This is a genomic window from Paenibacillus sp. SJS-P3 (assembly GCF_056711585.1).
Genome location: NZ_CM160043.1, coordinates 2,854,384 through 2,876,631 on the forward strand (window position 1 = coordinate 2,854,384; position 22,248 = coordinate 2,876,631).

Genomic DNA, 22,248 nt, shown 5'->3' on the forward strand with positions numbered 1-22,248 from the left:
CCTCCTCCTCCAAGCGGATCCGCATCTGCCCAAAAAGGCCGTTTCTACAGTTTATAGAAGCCTGGAGCCGCTTAGACTAGCCCTTTCGGGCCTGTCGGGACAATTCAAGTCTTTTCTTCCTCCTCCGCGCTGGTATACTTTTCTAGTACATACATGCGGCGAAGCCACGGAAAGGAACAGGATCGACAACATGAAGAAACTTTTGCCGTTATGGAGCCTGGCCCTGCTGCTCCTGCTGGCCGCCTTCGCAGGCGGCTGCAGCATCGAATGGGAGCAGTCGCCTTCCGCTCCTGCGGGCCACGACGTCACGATCTATTTTCCGTCCGACCGCTATCCGGAGACGGCGGAGCATATCCGCAGCGCCGTCTCCAAAGGCGCCTCCCCCATCTGCACGATTGAACGGGAAGGAGCGGAGGAGAACCGCAAGCTGTCGCTCAAAGGCATTCCGACCAAAAAGAAATACGACCGGGACGAATGGCCGATGGCGATGTGTCGCGAAGGAGGCAGCGGCGCCGATGTCGCTTATGTCAAATCCTCCGACAACCGGGGCGCCGGCTCCTGGATCGGCAACCAGCTGAGCGAATATCCGGACGGGACGAGAGTCCGGATCGTCGTTCGCTGAGAAGCCCTCTCGCACAAAAAAAGCGTTCCGCCCGATCGAACAGGGGCGGAACGCTTTTTTTACTCTACAATACCTTGTCCAGGAAGCTGATCGTACGCTCATGCTTCGGACTGCCGAACACCTGCTCCGGCGAGCCTTCCTCAACGATGTAGCCGCCGTCCATGAAGATGACGCGGTCGGCCACCTCGCGGGCGAAGCCCATCTCGTGGGTGACGATGACCATCGTCATGCCTTCGCGGGCGAGATCCTTCATGACGCCGAGCACCTCGCCGACCATTTCCGGGTCGAGAGCCGAGGTCGGCTCGTCGAACAGCATGATGTCGGGGTTCATCGCCAGCGCGCGGGCGATCGCGACACGCTGCTTCTGCCCGCCGGACAGCGAGGCCGGATAGGCATTCGCCTTGTCCGCCAGTCCGACCCGGTCGAGCAGCTTCAAAGCGGCGGCCCTGGCTTCCTCCGTCTTCAGCTTGTTCAGCTCCACGGGAGCGAACATGATGTTTTTCAGCACCGTCATATTGGGAAACAGGTTGAAATGCTGGAATACCATGCCGATATTCTCGCGAACCTTGTTGATGTCCGTGCGGCGGTCGTTGATGTCCATCTCGTCCACGATGACCGTGCCTTCCGTGATGTCCTCCAGCCGGTTCAGGCAGCGCAGCAAGGTGCTCTTGCCGGAGCCGGAAGGTCCGATGACGCAGACGACTTCGCCTTCCTGGACCTTCAGGTCGATGCCTTTGAGGACATGGTTCGTGCCGAAGCTCTTTTTAAGTCCGGTGACGCTGATTTTACCCATTCTTGATCTTCCTTTCCATCCCGTCGGCAATCTTCGTCAGCACCGTGATGACGATGAGGTACATGACCGCTACCGTGGCCCAGATGTTGAACGACTCGAACGTGCGGGCGATGACGATCTTGCCCGACTGGGTCAGCTCCACGAGTCCAATGACGGACAGAATCGACGTATCCTTGAGCGTGATGACCATCTGGTTGATGAAGGATGGGATCATGACCTTCACTGCCTGCGGGATGACAATTTTGATCATCGACTTGCGGTAGGACAAGCCCAGCGAGCGCGCCGCTTCCATCTGGCCGCGGTCGATGGACTGGATGCCGCCGCGGATGATTTCCGTCATATATGCGCCGGCGTTGAGCGAGAGCGTCAGGACGGCCGCCAGGAAGAGCGGCATCTTGAAGTCGAGCGCCTGCGGAATGCCGAAATAAATGAAGAACGCCAGGACGATCAGCGGTATGCCGCGGAAAATATCCACGAATACCGTGGCGATGCCGCGCAGCCAGCGATTGCGGCCGACCTTCATGAAGCCGAAGATCAGGCCCAGAATGAAGGCGAAGAAGAGCGATACGATCGTGTACAGCAGCGTTTTGCCGAGTCCCTTTAGCAGCGCCGGCAGCGATTCGACGACGAGCGCCCAGCCGGTTTTGTTCTCGGAAGCTACCAAGTATTTGTTTTTAATTTCGTCCAGCTTGCCGTTCTGTTCCAGATTCGCAAAGCCTTGGTTGAATTTTTCCAGCAGCTCGGCATTTTGGCCTTTCCCTACCGCAAACCCATAGGAAGCCCCTTCGGTCCGCTCTCCGACCGTTTTCAGGCCGTTGTTCTGCTTGACGCCATACTCCAGCACGGGATAATCGTCGAAGCAGGCGGCCGAATTGCCGCCCTTGACCTCGTCGTACATCTGGGCGGAGTCATCGAAGGGCACGAGCGTGAAGCCGTATTGGGCGCTGATGGATTCCGCATACGAATATCCTTCCGTACCGGTTTTGACGGCTACCCGCTTGCCCTTGAGGTCCTCATAACTCTTGATGGAGTCGTTGTCGGCCTTGACAGCCATGATGACCCCGGACGTGAAGTACGGAGTAGAGAAGTCGAACTTCGCCTTGCGCTCGTCGGTGATGCTCATGCCGGCGATGACGCCGTCCACCTGCTTCGCCTCCAGCGCCTGCACAGCCGCGTTGAAGCCGAGCGGCTTGATGTTGACCTTGAAGTTCTGATCCTCGGCGATCGCCCGGATCAGATCCATGTCGATGCCGACATACTGTCCGCTCACGTCCTGGAACTCGAACGGAGCGAACGTGACATCCGTGGCGATGTCATACGTTTTGACGGCCTGCTCGGCCGCCGACGCCGGCTGGGCATGCCCGGCCAGTCCCGTCGCGGCAAACAGCATGACTGCAATTGTAAACCATAAAGTGCGCAATGATTTCATACAGACCTCCGCATTCTTTTTCAAACAGTACAAATGTTTATAAACGAGTACCCCTCGATTTACGCACTCGGGGATTTTTCATTGTACCAAATTTCGCAGCCGTTTGCGAAATGTCTCACGATTAGCATGCCAAAAAGCCCCGGCGGAATACCGGGGCCCGCTTCATTCTGGTCCAGCCGTTATAAAGGCTTTTATCCTTGCGGAGCTGCGGATCGAAGGCATCCGCCAGGATCATTTCACCAGACGCACCATTAAGGCGTTGCTCAGAAGACGGCCCGGCCTCGTCAAGTACTTGCCGTCGTAATAAAGGCCGCTCGATGCGCCGCCGTCGAGGTTCATCGCCTGCCAGGCGCCAAGGCTTTTCATCACGGCCGCCAGCTGCGGAATGGTCGCGCCTCCGGTCGTGACGATGATCAGCTTGTGGTCGCGGGTCAAGCCCAGCGCGCTGCGGGAACCGCCGCCCGTCAAAATCTTCGGATCGCGGAAGCCTTCCGTCTTGGGATCAATCGCCGCTGCTCCATCCTTTAGCAGCCTTGGTCCTGCCTGCACCGCTCCGTCCACGCCGCCGTCCGGATAGCGGGCTTCGAACTCGGCGCCGGACAGCAGCTCGGTCAGCATATTGGAATCGAAGGTGACGACTGTCTTTTTGTCGCCGGAGCTCTTGTAGAGAATCTGCCCTCCATTGAACAGATATCCGTATGGATTTTTGACGCTGGAATCAGTATACGCATCGAAGAAAGCTCCGTTGACGGCGAGAACCGCCCCTCCGCGCTTCGCCATCGCCGCCAGCTCTTCGGTACGGCCCGCCTTGCCTCCGGCGACAGCCACCTCCAGGTCGACGCGGGGGTCCATCAGCGACACCGTCGCCGTCTGGACGGAGAAGCTTCTGCCTGCCGCCTTGACCGACTTGCTTTCGATGACGATCGGCTTTCTCGCCACGCTGAAGGCGCCTCTCGGCACGAGCGGCAGCCTGAGCTTCCCGCCGTCCAGGGACAGGGACACGGCATTAGCCGACAGGAGCCGTTCCGTCCCGATGCCGAATTGCTTGCTCATAAAGGAAAGAGGCACATAAGCAGCCCCGTTTTCCAGAAAAGGAGCTCTATTCAACGAGGCCTTCTCCCCGTTTGCGACGGCTTCTTTTTTGCCGATCGTCAGAACAGCCTTGCTGCCGTCCCGCACAATTTCGGCCTTCCCTTGGCCTGCGTCCCAGGACACGCTGATTCCGGGCAGCTGCTTGAGCGCGCGGAGCGGCACGAACGACGCGTCGGCGTCCGTGTATCCGTATGTTTTCTCCGCCGCATGAGCCGGCACGGCTCCCAGCGCCAGGCCTGGAAGCAGCGATGCTGCCGCCAGCAGCAGCATCCCCCTCGATTTTCGGCTTGCAGATGCTTTCTTCATTGCATGACTCCCTTTCGTTCCAGCCTTGCTGTAGTCGCGGACCAACCGCAATGAAATCGCGGTCCAACCGCCTTATCTATGTCGACCTCAAGGCTTGCCGCTGTTAGTCTTTTTCCAGAAGAAAGGGAGGATTTGGAAGGATCGGAGCAGAAACTATCTTTCTGACGCTCATGAAATGGGGGGTCCAATGAACCGATTCAATGCCATCGTTCTCTTTGTGGCGGCTCTATCCTTGGTCATGCTGATCGTTGGCGGCATCCATCTGGATCATTCCGTCCAGTGGGGCTCCGAGCAGGCCGGGCTCTATCTGGCCAACAACGGCGGCAGCATGGATACGGCCCAGTTCCATATCGTGCTCGTGCTGCAGAACTTCATCCTGCAGATCCGCTGGAAAGGCATCCTGCTTGCGGGCATGGGAGGCTTGACGTTTTTTGTCTCCGTCCTCCTGCTGCTTGTCAAAAACATTCCTGCTTTCATCAGGATTGAAAACAGGGCATAACAAAAAGCTCCCCTCGCAATAGCAGGCTTTTTATCCTTTCACCTGTCTACCGTATGGGGAGCATATCAACTTCCGGCTGCCGCTTGCTCTTCTCTTCGCCTCCCGACGGAATCAGCCCCTGTCGAGCAGACGGGACAGAATGACCGCCATTTCCGCACGCGTAAGCGGCTGATCCGGCTTGAAGGTTCCGTCCGGGTAACCTGCCATCAGATTTTCTTTTACCGCTCTCTCGATCGCCGAGCTCGCCCAGTAGCTGTCCGGAACATCCTTGAATGCCGATGCCATTGTATTCCACCATCCTTCTCCTCCGAATGATTCGTTGAAATCCACCGTCATGCCCGCAAGCTTCTGATCGTTGCTGTACTGGTGGATATTGGCGCGGCTGCTGAGCTTGCCCCGGCTCCAGGAATACGTCTGCCAGTACGACTGGGCCGCTCCTCGCCTGGCCATCTCCTCCACGACGGCATAGGAGCCGTACACGCCGATCCGATAAGCCGGAATTTGCGCCCGGGCCGCTTTCAAATAAGCCTCGATAGCGTCAAAATCCGATGCCTGGGCATCATAGTCGACGGCGAAATAGATGACGCTGCCGGCCGGCTGCCCGACGGCTTGCGCCTCCAGAAGCGCCGCCGCTCCGTCGGCCTTGCCGGCCGCCGCTCCCGATGCCGCGCGGTTGTTCGCCGTCTCGTATACGGAGACGATCATCATGCCCGCTCCCGTAATGGCCTCGGCCTCGGCGCGCGTCAGCCTCTTCCAGGCATACGCCGCAGGCACGAGGTAGCGGCAGGCGAAAACATAACCGGCCGCGGCCGCCGCCTTGGCCGTTGAAACGGTCAACGGAACCGCGCAATCGATTCCTTTCATTTCCCTCTCCTCCTTTCATACGAGCTCTCCCTATCAGTCTATGATCGGATTTTCGGATTCTCTCGGGCTGACGCCGCTCGTCCTTCAAAAATATCTCGCTGACGGCCGCTCTACTTCAAGTTGATAGGGAAATCGCCGTGAAGAGAAGACGCATATTGCCCTGCCTGAGGACAGGCAGCCGGCGTCCAGGCTGGACGGGCGTGAACCTTTTGTTTTATACCAAATGGCGTCCAGACTGTACGAGCGTAAACCCGGCTTATGTCTCATACCAAAAAAGCAGGCTGCCGCGCAGCCTGCTCCCAATGGATTTCAACCCGCCTCGCTCGTCTCCGCCGCGATCTCGCCCTTGATGTACCAGGTGTGGGCATCGACGATCCTCGCCTGGACGAACTGTCCGATCAGCGACTTCGGCCCTTCCAGATGAACGAGCTTGTTGCTGCGCGTGCGCCCGGACAGCACATCCGGCCGGTTCTTGCTTTCGCTCTCGACCAGCACTTCAACCGTCCGCCCGAGAAGCGCCTCATGGGCTTCCCGGCCGATCTCCGCGAGCAAGGCATTCAGCCTCGTCAGCCGGGCTTTCTTGACTTCTTCCGGCACGTCGTTGTCCATGCCTGCAGCCGGAGTTCCCTCCCGCGGCGAGTAGATGAACGTATAGGCGAAGTCGAACCTGACCTCGCGAACGAGCGACAGCGTCTCTTCGAACTGCTCCTCCGTCTCGCCGGGAAACCCGACGATGATGTCGCTGGTCAGAACCGCGTCCGGAATCGCCGCCCGGATTTTGCCGGCCAGCTCCAGATACGCCTCCCTCGTATACTTGCGGCTCATCCTCTTCAGCACCTCCGTGCTGCCCGACTGGACGGGCAGGTGGATATGCTCCACGAGATTGCCGCGCTGCGCGAGAACCGAAATCAGCTGATCATCGAAGTCGCGCGGATGGGAGGTCGTGAACCGGACCCGCGGGACGGCGATGCCGGACATATCCCGCATCAGATCTCCGAAGCGGTAGTCTATATCCTCGAAATCCTTGCCGTAAGCATTGACGTTCTGGCCGAGCAGCGTCACTTCCTTGAAGCCTTGCGCAGCCAGCTCCCGGACCTCGGCCAGCACATCCTCCGGACGGCGGCTGCGTTCCTTGCCGCGCGTATACGGAACGATGCAGTACGTGCAGAACTTGTCGCAGCCGTACATGATGTTCACCCATGCCCGAAGCCCCTCGCGCTTCTTGGGCATGTTCTCGATGATGTCGCCTTCCTTGGACCATACCTCGACGACCATTTCCTTGCTCAGCGCCGCTTCCTCGAGCAGATGGGGCAGCCGATGGATGTTGTGGGTTCCGAAGACCATGTCGACGAAGCCATGCTTCTGGAGAATGCGGCCGACGACCGTCTCCTCCTGCGGCATGCAGCCGCAAATGCCGAGCAGCAGGCCGGGCCGTTCGGTCTTGAGCTTTTTAAGATGCCCCAGCTCGCCGAACACCTTGTCTTCCGCATTCTCGCGGATCGCGCAAGTATTGAGCAGGATGACGTCCGACAGGGCGTACTCGTCCGTCGCCTCATACCCCATCTGCTCGAGTATTCCCCGCATCGCCTCGGTGTCATGCTCGTTCATCTGGCAGCCGTAGGTGCGGATCAGATAGCGCTTGCCCTGGCCGAAATCCTTCATCCGCTCGGGAATGCGGAATCCCCGGTGGATCTCCACCTCTTCCTTGCCGCGCCTCTTCTCCTCCTTGTAGGATGGAGCCGAGCCGATCTGGATCGTGCGGCCGTTGATCCGGTAGGCCGTCTTGCCGTCCTCCTGGCGCATAAGCTTGGCGTTCGAAAAATCAAAATACTTGGAGTAGTCCTTGGACAAAATGGTTTCCTCCTCTTATGTACCGGCATCGGCCGAAAAGATGCTTGCCCTGCTCTATTCTATGTTCCGAATGGCTTCATCTTACCATGCTCCGCATGCCGCAGTAAGGAGGGGCTCCCAGAGATCGCTGCCCGTCCCGAAGCCCATGCATGCTGATGCCCGATGAAAATAAAGATTTAGACTGGATTTGTTGGTCCTACGCTGATTTTGAATTGCTAAATCGTCAGACTCGGAATAATTAGTTCTAGACTGTTCAAATATAAAACCAGCGGCAGATTAGGACCTGAAAATAAGTCCTAGACTGCTGCTGGTTCATTGAACTAACGTTCCCCGTTAGCTCAATGATCAATGTCCAACATACCATTTATAATACGGATCACCGTATCGTATCTAAGCACAAAGTAAAGTTCAACCACAAAATATATCTACTTATAATGAAAAAGCCACTCCTGACAATGGAGTGGCTTTTTTGGATAGAACTTCCCTTTATAAAGTGATTCCTCTGTTATGTAGCAACCAATTCGTAAAATCATCTTCGTTATAAACGCTGTCTTCAATAACCGCATTGTATATATCTACACTATAAAATTTCTTTCGATACAAAGGATGACTATATAATCTGTTCTTCAACTTCAAAATTGCCTTCCTTTGCATCACATCAATTTTGGATTTCAATTCATGTATCTCCAACTCTCTTCGAGCAAAATCTTCGGAAGAAATCACCCAAACATCAACTTTCCAATCATTTGAATATATAAATGTGTAGCAACCCCAGTAATATCCTAGAGGTAAGTGTTCTGTATGTCCAATTAACTCATTACGATAATTCATCTTGGATGGTTTAATACACAGAGCAAGTTCCTTTCCTAATTCAAAAAAGCTATTTACATCCATTTCATCATCGGCTAGATATATATCTAAGTCCCTCCATGTCATTAATTCCAAGAAGTAACTTCCACTTACTAATGCTTTTCCAAATTTATTGAATACGTGCATTAGACCATTCTCATATAAAATTCCATCCGCTTCACTTTTAATAATGGAATTAAGTTCTTCTAGATCAGCAATCATCATTTCCCTCCAAATTTATAGAACTTGTATATAAAATCATTCTTTCAAGTCCAAAGAACCAACACTCACATTATACCATATATTGTAAATTTCATTATTATCGTATCGCTTCAAATTTCACTAAGAGTCGGTCGCTGGAAGTGCATACGGCATATCTGAAAACAATAAACACGAAAAAGATGTAAACCATGCCCCCACTCCTTACACCTCATCAGAACAACTAGAATCCATTCTGACGGCTTGTAAGCTTTCACATGACAGTTTATAGGTCAGAGAACCGAAGTCCGTTTACTCCCGCTTCCGCCATCCTCACAATGTCAAAAACTATATTTATTGAAATGTTGTTTGAAGGAAGAACATCAACTTGCAAAATCTTAAATTTGTGGTTTGAAATGTTTCAAATTTAAATCAACGTATTTTGAAATATAAAATTAGCCAACAAACCAGTAAGGTTGTAGGCTAAATTACGGTGAACCTTATCATAAATGTCACCACGCTATCCTGCCCGTTAGGATTCCTGTAGAGCGTTAATTTTGCACTTTGCACAAAAACGAGCGACTCCGGTACGATGGGGTAGTCACGGGTCATAGCCCTTTAGCCATCATAAGGAGGTCGCTCTATCTTGAAGTTTAAAGCGCAAACCAAACAAAATCAACTGCTCGAACGCATTTCAACCCAGCACCTTGTCGTCGGTATCGACATTGCCCAGCAAACCCACGTTGCACGCGCCGTCAACTTCCGTGGAATTCTGCTCGGCACTACGCTTCACTTCTCCAACGACGCCGCCGGCTTCAGCCTACTGCTGCAGTGGATGAAAGATTTGCAGGAAACGCACCAACTAAACGACACCATAATCGGCATGGAACCAACCGGCCACTACTGGCTCAGCCTCGCGGCCTGGCTCAAAGACCGCAGCCTCGAGGTCGTGTTGGTGAATCCTCATCTCGTCAAAAAGAACAAGGAAAACCGCGACAATACACCATCTAAAAGCGACATCAAGGATGCCTTCGTTATCGCCGACATGGTGAAAAACGGCTACTACACATTTATCAAAGAATCCAGCGAAGTATTCATGGAACTGCGCGTTCTCATGGCAAACCGGGAGACAATCGTCCATCGTCTCGTCAGCGTCAAGAACCAGATCCACCGCTGGGTCGACATTGTGTTCCCCGAGCTGCGGCAGGTATACAAACACCTCATTGGCTCCGGATCGCTTGCAACCCTGCGTCTCTTTCCTACGCCTGCCGATCTTCAAAAGCTCACCGTTCGCCAGTTAGTCGACGGCTGGAAAACGGTCATGAAGCGGCACAGTGGTGAACGAAGAGCTGGCGAACTACTGGCTCTGGCAGCGCGCTCAGTCGGCGCCAAGCATGCCGAGAAAGCCTACAAGCTTCATCTGCAACAGCTGCTGGCCGAATACGATCTGGCTACGGAGCAGCTGCAGGTAATCGAGGATGAAGTGGCGGCTGCGCTGGCCCGGATCCCACTGGCCAAGCCGCTGCTGGCCATTAAGGGCATGAGCATCTTGTCTGTCGCCGGCATTCTGGGTGAAGCTGGCGACCTCAGCGGCTATGCACATGGCAATGCGTTGCTGCGGCATGCCGGCCTCAACCTAGCTGAAGCGAGCTCTGGCAAATGGAAGGGCCAGATGTCCATCAGCAAACGTGGCCGACCAAGGCTTCGGCATGCCCTGTTCATGGCAACCATGGCCCTCATCATGAACGATGTATCGTTTAAACGACAGCATGAAGTGAATGTGAAGACGAAAAGCATGAAGCCAATGCGCTCAGTGATGAAGCTTTGCGGCAAGCTAGCTCGCCTTATAGTTGCCATGGCACAGAGCGGCGAAGCTTACGAACCGGATCGTGCTCATCCTATGAAACAAGCTGCTTAATCGCTTCTCAATTAGCACGAATACTGGCTTATTCGCGGGATCTCAAGACTGCACGGAGTACCGGATTGCGTTCAACAAAAGGGCACAGACCCGTACCGTTAGGATAACCGGCCTCCACCCACCGGATAGGCGTAACGAAGGAATGAAAGGGCATCGACCCGTCGAGAAATGGGAGTGAGAGCCTCCGGAGGTACGTGGAGCAGCGTGCAACAGAGCAGTAAAAAAGGAGCGAAAACTCGCCCCTTCTGTTCCCGCATGCGCTTCGGTTGCCGAATTGGACGGTACATCCCCTCTTCTATCCGGACAGCGATTTATCCTTTGGGGAGATCCTGCGAATAAGCGAGCATTCGTGAGAAAACTACATTTTACCGAGGGAGTTGAGCGAAGGCTGCGGATCAATTGCGATCGGCAGCCTTCATTTTTGTTGATGTTATCGTTTCACGATAGCTCAATGGCGGACATCAGTATCAAATATAGCGTTTAATAGATGTCTACTGACCATTAAACAATTAGGCTAATTTAGAATTTCGCCTTTATCTATTTTCGCCAAACGTTCTCTCCAAACTGCGAGTTGTTCAGGCGTTTGTCGCACCCAATCTTTCACTTCGCCAACAATTTTTAGTGGGGCTGTGCTGCGATATGATCGCGTCGGATTGCCTGGAAATTTCTTGTCCGTCACATTTGGATCATTTTCCCAGTCGCCAGTCGGCTCAACGAGATACACGCGCGGTACACCATTGCCTTTTGCCAACTCAGCAGCTAACCCAGCCCCATCACGCAAAGCTGTAAAATAAATGTGATTCATCACAACATCGGGATTGTAATTTGAGCGAAAGCCAGCTGTGAGCAAGTCTCCAATCTGCAAATCTGCTCGTGTCCCATGATAATAAGGACCTTTGTCAAGACTTTCAGCCATCTCTCCACCACCCCTAAATTCAGTCAGATAATCTAATTTTATCATGAAATCTTGCCCGTCACCTTAATGCCAACTGCCAGTCTACAACTTCATTTTCACGGTCTAAACCTTTATTTTTCAGTCTAACACTTTATTTTCACAGAACAGCTGGGCCTTGAGGCCCGGACAGAAAAAAAGACGCCTTCCTTCGCGAAAAGGAAAGCCGTCTTGATAGGCTGCTTGCGGAGGCCGGCAGCAGCTGCCGCGGGCTCGTTAAGCTTCTTGTACGGCCGACTTCGTCGCCGTGCTTGTGGACTCTACTTCTGTCACTTGCTTGACTTTCTTGATGAAGAAGGAAAGGACCAGCGCGACAACGCCGATGCAGACGATGACGAGGTAGGCATCGTTGATGCCTTGGATGGAAGCTTGCATCGCCAGCTGCTCTTTTGTCTGGGCCGCGCCCGATGCCATCATCTCCTGAGCATGCGTTTTGGCGCGGCTGGACATGACGGTAATGAGCAGGGAAGTGCCTACGGCGCCGGCTACCTGCCGCACCGTGTTGGAGATGGCCGTGCCATGCGCATTAAGCCGGTTCGGCAGCTGGTTCAAGCCTGCGGTCTGCACCGGCATCAGCAGCAGCGCCATCCCGATCCTGCGGCCTGTAGACATGAGGACCAGATACGTATAGCTGGTGGAGTCCGTCAGGTCCGTGAAGCCGATTGTCGTCACGATGGTGATGATCATGCCTGCGACAGCCAGCCACTTGGCGCCGAAGCGGTCGAACAGCTTGCCGGCGACCGGCATCATGAAGCCCATGACAAGCGCGCCGGGAAGCAGCAGCAGGCCGGATTCGAGAGCCGTGTAGCCGCGGGCATTTTGGAGATAGAGCGGAAGCAGCATCATATCCGCGTACATGACCATCGTAATCGCGACATTGATGACCGTCGTCAAGGAGAACATATTGTACTTGAACGCCCGCAGGTCAAGCAGCGGGCTTTTGGAGGTCAGCTGCCGCACCGAGAACAGGACGAGAGCCAGCACGCCGGCAACGATGGTCGCGATGACTTCCGAGCTCGACCAGCCTTTGCCGGCGGCCCGGCTGAAGCCGTAGAGCAAAGCGCCGAAGCCGACGGTGGACAGCAGAACGCTGAGCATGTCGATCTTCGCTTGGCCCCGCTCCGATACATTCCGCAAGAAGATGAATCCGCAGACGATGACGATAAGAGTAAAGGGAATCATTCCGTAGAACAGCGTTTCCCAAGCGTAGTTTTCCAGAATGTAGCCGGCGAGAGTCGGGCCGATAGCCGGGGCGAAAATGATGGCCAGACCCATCATCCCCATGGCGGCCCCCCGCTTCTCCGGAGGGAACAGCGTCAGGATGACATTCATGAGCAGCGGCATGATGATGCCTGCGCCTGCCGCCTGGATCATCCGTCCGGTCAACAGGACAGGGAAGCTATGCGAGAGAGCCGATACGATCGTTCCGACAAGGAAGATCATCATGGAGGCCTGGAACAGCTGCCTCGTCGTGAACCGCTGCATGAAGAAAGCCGTGATCGGGATCAGCACCCCGTTGACGAGCATATAACCCGTCGTCAGCCACTGCGCGGTCGCAGCCGTAATGTTGAAATCGTTCATCAGTTCCGGAGTGGCGACGCTCATGATCGTTTGATTCAGCGTCGCTAAAAAGGCTCCCAAAATCATGATGAACAAGATCGGTCCCTTTTTTATGTTACTGGCGTTCAATTCCTTGCTTGTGCTCAACTTGCTCCATCCTCTCCAAACCTATAATCTAGACTTAATTTACAATGTGTAAGATAATCGACACTGTATAAATTAGATTATATTCAGAAAGCAGTATCTTACAAGTAACGCATCGGGGCAAAATGTAAACTAGTCATCACATTGTGGATATATGTCGTCCAATTCGCACATTACAGACATAAAACGAATTATTGTAAAGTATCTGATGAAGGAGCCAAAAACCATGACAGATCCCGCCAAGCCTCGTGTCGATCCCCGAGTGCTCCGTACTCGGCAGCTGTTGAAGGATGCTTTGATCGATCTCCTGCAAGAAATGGATCTCGAAAAAATATCCGTCAACCGGATCGCGGAGCGCGCAACGATCAACCGCGTCACCTTTTATTTGCACTATCGCGATATACCCGACATGCTGGAGAAGATGGCGGACGATATGGTGGATGATATCCAGCGGGTATTGAACCAATCCGCGGTAAACGACCGATCGCCGGAAGAAGCCGAATCGCTCAAGCTGGTCAATCTTCTCCAGCATATCGCGGAGCATGCCAAATTCTATAAGATCGTTCTCGGCTCGAAACGGACGCCGGTGTTTACCGAACGCTTGCTCAAGATGCTGTCGGAATCGATCGCCCTGCGGATCGAACGGTCGGGCGGCGATTCTGTCCTCTCGAAATCGGGCACCCCAAAGGATATTGCGATCTGGTACGGATCCGCGGCCCTGATCGGAACGATCGTAGCTTGGGTGAGGAACGACATGCCCTATTCGCCGGCCTTTCTGGCCAAGCATTTCTCGATCATGTCAAAAACGAACGACGCGATGGAATAAAAACGCCAGGCTCCCGAACGGATCCCGGATTCCGAACGGATCCAGATCCGCTCAGGCCAGCCCAGATCTCAAGTCTTCCGGCTCAGCTGCAGGATCGGAAGGAGATCGGCCCTTCGTCCCGTGCGCTCCTCGGTCAGCCAGTTCTCGCGGACGTGGTCGACATATAGGATTCCGTCCAAATGATCGATCTCATGCTGCATGCAGCGGGCCAGATAGCCTTCTCCGTGCAGCACGGCAGTCTCGCCCGACCGGGTCAGCGTTTTGACCCGGACCTTCTGCGAGCGGGTCACATTGCCGTAATACCCTGGCAAGGAGAGACAGCCCTCCGCTCCCGTCTGCTCGCCTTCCCGGTGGATGATCTCCGGATTGATGAGCTCGATCAAGCCCTCTCCGCAGTCCATGACGATGAGGCGCCGCAGGATGCCGACCTGAGGAGCGGCAAGTCCCGCCCTGCCCTCCCGGGCGTACAGCGTCTCGGCGAGGCTGTCGAGGTAGCGGATCGTGCGCTCATCGACACTGTCGACCTCGCGGGCCCTGCGGCGGAGAATGGGGTCTCCGAACGGCAAAATTTCTTTTACGGCCATCACTCAGGCTCCCTTCGATGCATGCGGCGCGGCGTGCTTCCCGCCAAGTTCCCCGGCAGGGACGCCAGCGCCGAGCAGATCAACTTCAGCTGCTGTTAAAGTACGGTGAACATGGCAATCCGGCAAGCCGATTGTTTGTTTGGATCCAACCTTGCGATGCCCTGGAATGAAGCTGCCGCTCCTTCAGCTATGTGCGAGGCGGCTCCACGCTGGATCTCCGCATCAAGCCTGAGCCTCCTTGCCCTGGTTCTGCCTCCCGGCACTCTCCATCACGGCTGTGATGAACAGCCCCTTATGAACCGTATAAGCGGCCCGGTCATCCCGGTACCGGCTGGCCAGCTCAGCCTTCAGCCCGGCATACTGAGCCAGCAGATCCGGATCGCTGCGCAGGCAGTCGCGGAACCGCAGATTGCCGTTCCACCTCCTACTATATATATGCCGGGATTGGCCGCGCTCCACTCCGAGGGTCCTGCTCAGGCCGTCCGAGCGGATGAAACCGAGGGCAGCCGGATAACCGAGGCCTTTCGCCGCTTGCACCTGCCATCCCCATAACAGACATCCGTTCCTGTCTGCCTATCCTGTTTCCGATCTTTTTCTGGCCGCCCAGGTCACGACGTCGCTGCTCAGGGAGACCGGCACTCCGTCGCGCTCGATTTCCAGCTCGTAAGGCTTCACGGCGTGACGCAGCAGCTCCCAGCCCCGGTACTTCTCCGCCAGCAAGGATCCCAGCTCCTCCGCATCCAGCAGCAGCTCGAACTTCGGATCCAGCTCCTCCCCCGTCGCCAGGCTGACTTCCCTGACGCCTGCATTGACGATGAGAGCGTGGATGCCTCCCGTTCGCGTCCCTGCCTCCATGTCATCGAGCACTCTTCCCAATGAGTCCATGGAATCCAGATGCTCCAGGCTGGAGACGGAAAAGATGTAGTCGTACAGGTCGGGCTCGATGTGAAAGGCTGCGATATCGGATCGATGAAGCTCCAGCATCTCCGCCACCCCATGCTCGCGGCCGTACTTCTCCAGCTGGCGGATGGCGGATTCCAGCAGATCGACGCAGACGACCTTGCCTCCGGTGCCGGCCAGCCGCGAAGCCAGCGGTATGCTGTTGCGGCCGACCCCGCAGCCCAGATCGAGCAGGCGCAGACCGCTCCGGCGCTCCAGCTGCCCGAACAGGTCGATAACGGTCCGCACCGGCTTTTCCAGCCAGGAGCCGCTTTGAAACAGAATCCTATTTTCGTAGCAGTCGTCATGGTATCTCTTTTCGTAATCGCGGATGAGCTGCAATCGATTCATAGTAGTACCTCCCGGACTGTCCAACGATCTGGATATTCAGGACGGATTCGACGGCCCATCCCCATTCATTCCTTCCCCGCCTACCCGCGTCCCGCCGCCGGGAGCCTCCTTCAAGCCGAGCGCGACGAGCGGCCCATAATGCATGGTGCGGATCATGATTCTCGCCATCTCTTCGGAGGTCAGGTTCATTCCCGACCCGATCCAATGCATAAGGAGGCCGAAGTTCGCCGACGTCACATACGCGACGAAATAATCCGGCGGCATGGTCGATTTGCGCTCCGGCATGTCTTTGGCCTTTTCGTAGATATGCTCCGTGAACAGCTGGCGGAACCGCAGGGCATAGGACATGTCGCCTTGCGTCCCGAACATCGCGCGGAGAAAGTCGGCATGCGCCGCCAGCGTGTCGAAGATGGCAACGCTCTGGGGATAAGCCTCATCCCGATCGGCATACGCCCACGCTTCCGCCTTATCCAGCTTCTCCACCTCGGTCCGGATCCGGATGAACACCTCGTCCTTCAGCTGCTGGAGCATGTCCGGCACGTCCCGGTAATGCAAATAGAACGTTCCCCGGTTGACGTCGGCGCGTCCGGCGATATCGGTCACGGTCACGTTCTCCGCTCCCTTTTCCCGGACGAGGCTCATAAGGGCTTCATAAAGCAGCTGTTTCGTGCGGGCTCGTCTCCGATCCGGCTTTCCTGTGTTTGAATGCATGTCTATTCCTCCCGGATCAAGTTGTTGCTGAACACTTCCGCCGATCATGACGAATACTCGACATTCCGTTGAAATGTGATGATTGTGCTTTTTGCTCCCCTCATTATAATTAACAACGTGCTTTGTATTCAACAAAGTGTTCATTTACACATAGAGAAGGAGTGGATAGGGAATTATGGCCATCTTCAAGCAAAAAATGGTATGGATCGGAATGATCGTCGTTCTGGCCGTTCTCGCCGTGTTCGGAGCCGCAATGATGGGGTCCGTGCTCGGCACGAAGCCGAAGGAGGTGCCTGCTGCTCTGGTGATCCTCGACCAGCCGGCGGATCTTCCCGGCGGAGGCTCGCTTGCGGTCGGCGAGAAGCTGAAGGAGCAGCTGCTCTCCAATGACAAGCTGCCGATCAAATGGACCGTCCTCGATTCGGAGCAAGCCGCCCGCCAGGCTTTGGACGCCAGAGAATACTATGGAGCGCTCATCCTCCCCGCCGATCTCAGCTCCGGCATCGCCTCGATATCCGGCGCCGCGCCGCAGCAGCCGACCGTGCGGATTCTCGTCAGCGAAGGCTTGAATGCGCAAGCCTCCACTGTCGTCCGGCAAGGACTGGGGCAGGTCATGAGCATGGCGGGAGCAGAGCTGTCCAGATCGATGCTCGCCGGAATCGCCCAGAACTCGCAGCAGCTTCCGGTCGCCGCCGCTCAGGCGCTTCTGGCCCCGATTCAGGTGCAGGAAGAAACCGTTCATCCGGTCGGCGCCAACAACGCTTCCGGCAGCGCGCCCGGCCTGCTTACCCAGATCATGTGGATGGGCAGCCTGGTCAGCGCCATGATGCTCTTCCTGGCCGGCGGCAAAGCCGTCCAGGACGGAGCGGCGAGGCCGGCGGCAATCGCTTGGCAGCCGGTCATCGGCATCGTGATTGCAGGCATCGCGTCGGGATTCCTCGTGTGGACCGCCTCCTCCTGGTATGGCATGGAGCTCGCGCACTCGCTGGACACCTGGCTGTTCCTCTGGCTTGCCGCCGCCGCCTTCTATATGCTGCAGTCCGCGCTGCTCAACTGGATCGGATACCCCGCGATGGCGATCCTCGTCCTGCTCATGTTCTTCTCCATGCCGCTGCTCAACATGGCCCCGGAATTCCTGACGGAGACATCCCATTTCTGGATCTACTCCTGGACTCCGCTGCGGTTCGCCGCTTACGGCTTGCGGGAAGTGATGTACTTCGGCGGCCTGGACTCGGCCGGCGGCAGCGCCTCCGTGCTGGCATGCATCGCCGGCGGATGCCTTCTGGCGCTGCTGGGATCGGGATGGAAGAAATCCCGGACCGGCAGCAAGGCCGACACGGTCCCGGCGTCGGCGTGATGGCCGGGCTTCTTTTCCGAGCCGGCTTCGGGTATCCTGACAGGACAGACAGCGGCAGAACCGGGCTCGACGCCCATGCGGTTCTGCCGCTGTTTTTTTGCCGGCGGCATCCGCCGACAGGGACGGACCGTTTGCCGCTTCCGTCCGCCCTCGGCAAGGAAGGAAAGCAGTCCAGTACAGAGCTTGCGAAAAAAGGGCTTGCAAAAACTAATTGCATTAGTTTATATTAAAGCTAATTAGATTAGTTTTAGTGAAGGAGCGGATTCTGTATGAAAACGGTTCGGAATCAAACGGTTCACCAGCTGGCCTTTCTCCCCCGCCTGTTCCCGGTCAATGCTTATTTCGTCGAAGAAGAAGACGGGCTGACGCTGATCGACGCCGCGCTTCCGTACAGCTCGAAGGGCATCCTGGAGGCGGCCGCATCGATCGGCAAGCCGATCGCCCGCATCGTGCTGACGCATGCACACGGCGACCATGTCGGAGCGCTGGACGCCCTCAAGGCGGCGCTGCCTCATGCTACCGTCCATCTGTCGGCCCGCGACGCAAGGCTGCTGGACGGAGATCTGTCCCTCGACGAAGGGGAACCGTCCACTCCGATCCGCGGCGATATTCCGAAAAACCTGAAAACCCGCCCAGACGCGCTGCTGCGGGACGGCGACGTGATCGGCTCGCTGACCGCCATCGCCGCTCCCGGACACACTCCCGGCTCGATGGCGTTCCTCGATGGCCGCAACGGGGCGCTGCTTGTCGGGGATGCGTTCCAAGTCCGCGGCGGCTTCGCCGTCAGCGGCCAGATGCGGATTCTGTTCCCGTTTCCCGCCATGGCTACCTGGAACGCGGATGTCGCGCTGGAGTCTGCCCGCAAGCTTGCCGCGCTGAAGCCGACGCTCCTCGCAGCCGGCCACGGACGCATGATGCGGCAGCCCGGAGCCGCTCTGCAACAGGCCATCCGGCAAGCCGAATTCCGCCAAGGAGTCAAAAGCCATGTCGCCGCGAATCGGTCTTGACCAAGCAGCGCTGCTGGGAGCTGCAGCCGAGCTTGCCGACGCCCAAGGCTTCGAGGCCGTGACGCTGGCGTCGCTGGCCCACAAGCTGAACGTCCGCTCTCCATCTCTCTACAATCATGTGGCCGGCCTGCCCGAGCTCCGGCGGCTGCTCGCCCTGAACGCGCTGGAGCGGCTGAACGGCCGCCTCGTGCTGGCGCTCGACGGCAAGCAAGGCGACGAGGCCATGCGTTCGTTCTGCGCCGCTTATCTGGAGTTCGCGCGGAATCATCCGGGACTGTACGAAGCGGTCCAGAGGGCTCCCGAGCCGGAAGACGAGCAGCTTCAGCAGGCCGGCGGAACCGTCGTGCGGCTTACGCTCGAGGCGATGTCCGGCTTCGGGCTGCAGGGCGATGCCGCCATCCATGCGGTTCGCGGCATCCGCAGCCTGCTGCATGGCTTCGCCTCGCTGGAGAGGATCGGCGGCTTCGGCATGCCGCTTGACCTCGACGTCACGTTTCGCATGCTGGTGGATACGTTTATGGAAGGCCTCCGGCAATTGGCAAAATAATCGAAGCGGCGCCCGGAGATGATCCGGGCGCCGCTTCGTGTTCAGGTATAATAAAGCCGGCGCGCGTTCGCGGCCAGCGCAGAGGCAGCCTCTCTCTCGTCCATCCCTCTGAGACGGGCGATTTCCCTGACCGACTCCCTCATCATGAGCGGATGGGTCGCCTGCCCGGCGAACGGCCCTTCGAACGGCCACGGACCGTCCGTCTCCGTCATGAGGCGCTCCAGCGGGTACGAGACGGCCAGCAGACGGATTTCCTCCTCGTAGAGCACATCCGGAGTGAGCGAAATGTAGAATCCGGCATCCGCGAGCATTCGCGTCACGGCCTCGTCTCCCTTGTACCAGTGGAAATGCGCGCGGGTAACGCCGTATTCCCTCAGCAGCTCCAGCGCCTTGGCGGCGTCCTCGTAGACGGCATGCAGGATGATCGCTCGTCTGGTATCGGCGGCAAGGGAGACGAATTCCCGCAGGATGCGCAAGTACCCCGCTTCGTCGAATTTCCGTCCCGCCGCTTCCGCCTCCGTCCGCATGTAGTAAGGGAGGCCGACCTCGCCGATCGCCAACGCCTCCCCGGCTTCATGGCGCTCCCGGATCCAGGCCAGCAGCGCCTGCATCTCTGCCTCGTCCGGAAGCTCCTGCTCCGGATGCCAGCCGTAAGCCGGCATGATCCGGCCCGGATGCGCCCGGGCGAGCTCCCGCGTCCGCTTGGCTGAATCCAGATCCATGGATACGGCGACCGCAGCCGTCAAGCCGCCGCTGAACGACTGCTCCAGCATGCTCTGCAGCTCATCCGCAGCATACTGCTCCAAATGAATGTGGGCGTCGATGAGCGGAAGCTGGGCCTCGCTCATCGACGCAGCTTCATTCCAGCAGTCCGAGGCATCGCTCCGGCTCTGCGGCGTCTGCGGAGAAGCCCCAGCTCCGGGGCGTTCCAAGGCAGCTCCAGCCGGCGGGGATGCCGGCTTTCCAGCTCCGGCGGCGATTCCCATCGGGTTCATAACGGCATATCCCCCTCTTCCAGGCTTCCGAGCGATTCATAGAGAGACTCCTTCAGCTCGCCGAACCGCGGATCGCTTCCCAGCTGTCCGCTGCGCGGCCGCGCAAACGGCACCTGGAGCTCCTGAACGACGACGGCCGGCGATGCCGACAGGACGAGCACGCGGTCGGACAGCAGCAGCGCCTCCTCGATGGAATGCGTGACGAACAGCACCGAGCGGCGCTCCTCCTCCCACAGCGACAGCAGCCAGCGCTGCATCCGCTGCCGCGTCAGCGCGTCAAGCGCTCCGAAAGGCTCGTCGAGCAGCATGAGCGGCTGCGGGGACAGCAGGGCGCGCAAAAACGAGACGCGCTGCTGCATGCCGCCGGACAGCACATGCGGATACGAGCGGGCATAGCGTTCCAGACCGAGCCTGCGCAGTCCTTCTCCGGCAAGACGCTTCGCCTCGGCCCGTTCTCTGCCCGCGATGCGCAGCGCCAGCTCGATGTTGCCCTGGACCGTCCTCCAGGGCAGAAGCGCAGCCTGCTGCGGCATGTACGCGGCGCGGCCGGCTCCCTCCGAAGCCGGCTTCCCGGCGAGCATGATCTCGCCCGAGTCCGACCGCTCGAGCCCCCCGATTAGGCTGAGCAGCGTCGTTTTGCCGCTGCCGGAAGGGCCGATGAGCGAGACGAACTCGCCTTCGCCCACAGTCAGGGACAGTCCGCCAAGCACTTCAATGACGCCGCCGCCGCGGCCGGCGAACGACTTGCGCAGATTCCGGATTTCAAGCACGTTCATCGTCCCCCCTCCTTGCGCGGACGCCAGGACAGCGCCAGCTTCTCCGCCCCTGCGACGGCTGTGAACAGCAGCAGGCTGAGCAGCACGACAAGCGCGACTCCGGCGAATACGAGCGAAGTCTTGAAGCCCTTGGAGGACAGCAGCATGAAGTAGCCGAGCCCCCGGTCGGACCCGATCCATTCCGCCACGACCGCGCTCGTGACGCTGTACGAAGCTGCGATCTTGAGGCCGGAGAACAGCTGCGGCAGAGAGCCCGGCAGCTCCAGGCTGAGGAAGCGGCGCCAGCGCCCCGCTCCGATCATCCGCATGTACCGCTCCAGGCCCGGATCCGCTCCCTGCAGGCCGCCGAGCATCGCGACGCAGACGGGGAAAAAGCAGACGAGCATGACGAGCAGCAGCTTGGGCAGCAGCCCGAAGCCGAACCAGATGACGAGCAGAGGCCCGATCGCGATGACGGGAATGTTCTGCGACAGGACGAGCAGCGGATAGAAGCCCGATCGCACGAGCGGCAGCAAATGCAGGACAGCTCCCAGCAGCAGGCCGGCGGCCGAGCCGCCGGCGAAGCCGAGCAGCGTCAGGCTCAAGGTCGCGCCTGTGTGCTGTGCCAGTCTCTGGCGCGCCGCCCAGGCATCGCGGGCGATATCGCTCGGGGCGGGCAGCAGCCACGCCTCCGTCCCGGACAGACGCACGGCCGCCTCCCACATCAGCAGGAAGGCGGCCATGACGACGACCGGAGGCAGCAGAGCCTCCCATCGGATCGTTCTACTGTCCATCCGGGTATTTCTCCAGCAGCCGGTCCATCGAAGCGCCGTTCTCCGGGTTGTAGTAAATCTTCACCTGAGAGATGACGGACGGGCAGCCCATCGCCGCCATCTCCTCGCTCATCTCCGCGACGACGGCGAGCAAGTGCGACAGTTCTCCCTCCATCGTCGTCTCGAGCGGCGCGACACGGTACGGCACGCCGGCCTCCTTGATGATCTCGATCGCCCGGTCCACGTACGGAAGCACGCTTTCCCCGCCGGGCGTCGTCGGCAAAATCTGAATGCTCACAAGTGCATTGGCCATATCCGGTTCCCTC

Annotated in this window: 23 protein-coding genes; 7 read left to right on the plus strand and 16 right to left on the minus strand. The window is 57.7% G+C overall.

Annotation, left to right across the window (positions count from 1 at the left end; translation table 11 throughout):
- Positions 1 to 190: 190 nt before the first annotated feature.
- Positions 191 to 622, plus strand: coding sequence for a NucA/NucB deoxyribonuclease domain-containing protein (locus AC06G8_RS13175; protein ID WP_447661215.1), 432 nt, complete (start codon positions 191 to 193; stop codon positions 620 to 622).
- A 64-nt stretch (positions 623 to 686) separates the two neighbouring features.
- On the opposite strand, the gene AC06G8_RS13180 is transcribed toward AC06G8_RS13175, so the two are convergent.
- The 3 genes from AC06G8_RS13180 to AC06G8_RS13190 form a co-directional block, all read right to left on the minus strand.
- Entirely contained in the window at positions 687 to 1,415 is a 729-nt protein-coding gene (locus AC06G8_RS13180) for an amino acid ABC transporter ATP-binding protein (protein WP_447661216.1), read from the minus strand.
- Positions 1,408 to 2,844: an amino acid ABC transporter substrate-binding protein/permease gene (locus AC06G8_RS13185; protein WP_447661217.1), complete on the minus strand. Its 1,437-nt coding sequence runs from the start codon at positions 2,842 to 2,844 to the stop codon at positions 1,408 to 1,410. The genes AC06G8_RS13180 and AC06G8_RS13185 overlap by 8 nt, the downstream gene beginning before the upstream one ends.
- A 231-nt stretch (positions 2,845 to 3,075) precedes the next feature.
- Complete coding sequence (locus tag AC06G8_RS13190; protein WP_447661218.1) at positions 3,076 to 4,242, minus strand: phosphodiester glycosidase family protein; 1,167 nt, start codon at positions 4,240 to 4,242, stop codon at positions 3,076 to 3,078.
- Between the two features lie 187 nt (positions 4,243 to 4,429).
- Here AC06G8_RS13190 and AC06G8_RS13195 point away from each other — a divergent pair, with 187 nt between their 5' ends.
- Positions 4,430 to 4,741: a hypothetical protein gene (locus AC06G8_RS13195; RefSeq protein ID WP_447661219.1), complete on the plus strand. Its 312-nt coding sequence runs from the start codon at positions 4,430 to 4,432 to the stop codon at positions 4,739 to 4,741.
- 111 nt (positions 4,742 to 4,852) lie between these two features.
- Here AC06G8_RS13195 and AC06G8_RS13200 read toward each other — a convergent pair whose 3' ends face one another.
- The 3 genes from AC06G8_RS13200 to AC06G8_RS13210 form a co-directional block, all read right to left on the minus strand.
- Complete coding sequence (locus AC06G8_RS13200) at positions 4,853 to 5,605, minus strand: glycoside hydrolase domain-containing protein (protein ID WP_447661220.1); 753 nt, start codon at positions 5,603 to 5,605, stop codon at positions 4,853 to 4,855.
- Between the two features lie 309 nt (positions 5,606 to 5,914).
- Entirely contained in the window at positions 5,915 to 7,408 is a 1,494-nt protein-coding gene (gene miaB, locus AC06G8_RS13205; RefSeq protein ID WP_447661661.1) for a tRNA (N6-isopentenyl adenosine(37)-C2)-methylthiotransferase MiaB, read from the minus strand.
- A gap of 534 nt (positions 7,409 to 7,942) precedes the next feature.
- Positions 7,943 to 8,530, minus strand: coding sequence for a hypothetical protein (locus tag AC06G8_RS13210; protein ID WP_480283062.1), 588 nt, complete (start codon positions 8,528 to 8,530; stop codon positions 7,943 to 7,945).
- A 619-nt stretch (positions 8,531 to 9,149) separates the two neighbouring features.
- On the opposite strand from AC06G8_RS13210, the gene AC06G8_RS13215 reads away from it, so the two are divergent.
- On the plus strand, positions 9,150 to 10,421 hold the full coding sequence (locus AC06G8_RS13215; protein ID WP_447661222.1) for an IS110 family RNA-guided transposase: 1,272 nt from the start codon (positions 9,150 to 9,152) through the stop codon (positions 10,419 to 10,421).
- 514 nt (positions 10,422 to 10,935) lie between these two features.
- On the opposite strand, the gene arr is transcribed toward AC06G8_RS13215, so the two are convergent.
- Together arr and AC06G8_RS13225 are read right to left on the minus strand one after the other, a co-directional pair.
- The gene (gene arr / locus AC06G8_RS13220) at positions 10,936 to 11,382 is read right to left on the minus strand and encodes an NAD(+)--rifampin ADP-ribosyltransferase (RefSeq protein WP_447661223.1); all 447 of its coding nucleotides are present in this window, start codon (positions 11,380 to 11,382) and stop codon (positions 10,936 to 10,938) included.
- A gap of 207 nt (positions 11,383 to 11,589) precedes the next feature.
- Entirely contained in the window at positions 11,590 to 13,020 is a 1,431-nt protein-coding gene (locus AC06G8_RS13225) for a DHA2 family efflux MFS transporter permease subunit (RefSeq protein WP_447661662.1), read from the minus strand.
- Between the two features lie 283 nt (positions 13,021 to 13,303).
- Here AC06G8_RS13225 and AC06G8_RS13230 point away from each other — a divergent pair, with 283 nt between their 5' ends.
- A complete protein-coding gene (locus AC06G8_RS13230; RefSeq protein ID WP_447661224.1) occupies positions 13,304 to 13,903 on the plus strand; it encodes a TetR/AcrR family transcriptional regulator in 600 nt (199 codons plus the stop codon).
- Positions 13,904 to 13,971: 68 nt separating this feature from the next.
- On the opposite strand, the gene def is transcribed toward AC06G8_RS13230, so the two are convergent.
- From def to AC06G8_RS13250, 4 genes are all read right to left on the minus strand, one after another.
- On the minus strand, positions 13,972 to 14,487 hold the full coding sequence (def, locus tag AC06G8_RS13235; protein ID WP_447661225.1) for a peptide deformylase: 516 nt from the start codon (positions 14,485 to 14,487) through the stop codon (positions 13,972 to 13,974).
- Between the two features lie 222 nt (positions 14,488 to 14,709).
- Positions 14,710 to 15,024 carry a GrpB family protein gene (locus tag AC06G8_RS13240; protein ID WP_447661226.1) on the minus strand — a complete coding sequence of 105 codons (315 nt, stop codon included), beginning with the start codon at positions 15,022 to 15,024 and terminating at the stop codon, positions 14,710 to 14,712.
- Positions 15,025 to 15,060: 36 nt separating this feature from the next.
- Positions 15,061 to 15,777, minus strand: coding sequence for a class I SAM-dependent methyltransferase (locus tag AC06G8_RS13245; protein ID WP_447661227.1), 717 nt, complete (start codon positions 15,775 to 15,777; stop codon positions 15,061 to 15,063).
- A gap of 36 nt (positions 15,778 to 15,813) precedes the next feature.
- Positions 15,814 to 16,488, minus strand: a complete 675-nt coding sequence (locus tag AC06G8_RS13250; RefSeq protein ID WP_447661228.1) for a TetR/AcrR family transcriptional regulator — start codon at positions 16,486 to 16,488, stop codon at positions 15,814 to 15,816.
- 175 nt (positions 16,489 to 16,663) lie between these two features.
- On the opposite strand from AC06G8_RS13250, the gene AC06G8_RS13255 reads away from it, so the two are divergent.
- The 3 genes from AC06G8_RS13255 (at position 16,664) to AC06G8_RS13265 (ending at position 19,399) form a co-directional block, all read left to right on the plus strand.
- Positions 16,664 to 17,845, plus strand: a complete 1,182-nt coding sequence (locus AC06G8_RS13255) for a YhgE/Pip domain-containing protein (RefSeq protein ID WP_447661229.1) — start codon at positions 16,664 to 16,666, stop codon at positions 17,843 to 17,845.
- A gap of 269 nt (positions 17,846 to 18,114) precedes the next feature.
- Complete coding sequence (locus AC06G8_RS13260; RefSeq protein ID WP_447661230.1) at positions 18,115 to 18,852, plus strand: MBL fold metallo-hydrolase; 738 nt, start codon at positions 18,115 to 18,117, stop codon at positions 18,850 to 18,852.
- A complete protein-coding gene (locus AC06G8_RS13265; RefSeq protein ID WP_447661231.1) occupies positions 18,830 to 19,399 on the plus strand; it encodes a TetR-like C-terminal domain-containing protein in 570 nt (189 codons plus the stop codon). The genes AC06G8_RS13260 and AC06G8_RS13265 overlap by 23 nt, the downstream gene beginning before the upstream one ends.
- 41 nt (positions 19,400 to 19,440) lie before the next feature.
- Here the strand turns inward: AC06G8_RS13265 and AC06G8_RS13270 are convergent, their stop codons facing one another.
- Genes AC06G8_RS13270 through AC06G8_RS13285 form a run of 4 tightly spaced genes read right to left on the minus strand, consistent with a single transcriptional unit; the run spans position 19,441 to position 22,235 of the window.
- Positions 19,441 to 20,394, minus strand: a complete 954-nt coding sequence (locus AC06G8_RS13270; protein ID WP_447661232.1) for a TatD family hydrolase — start codon at positions 20,392 to 20,394, stop codon at positions 19,441 to 19,443.
- Positions 20,391 to 21,170 carry an ABC transporter ATP-binding protein gene (locus tag AC06G8_RS13275; protein WP_447661233.1) on the minus strand — a complete coding sequence of 260 codons (780 nt, stop codon included), beginning with the start codon at positions 21,168 to 21,170 and terminating at the stop codon, positions 20,391 to 20,393. The genes AC06G8_RS13270 and AC06G8_RS13275 overlap by 4 nt, the downstream gene beginning before the upstream one ends.
- Complete coding sequence (locus AC06G8_RS13280) at positions 21,167 to 21,943, minus strand: ABC transporter permease (protein WP_447661234.1); 777 nt, start codon at positions 21,941 to 21,943, stop codon at positions 21,167 to 21,169. Before AC06G8_RS13280 ends, AC06G8_RS13275 begins: the two co-directional genes overlap by 4 nt.
- Positions 21,933 to 22,235, minus strand: coding sequence for a thiamine-binding protein (locus AC06G8_RS13285; protein WP_447661235.1), 303 nt, complete (start codon positions 22,233 to 22,235; stop codon positions 21,933 to 21,935). Before AC06G8_RS13285 ends, AC06G8_RS13280 begins: the two co-directional genes overlap by 11 nt.
- Between the last annotated feature and the right edge of the window lie 13 nt (positions 22,236 to 22,248).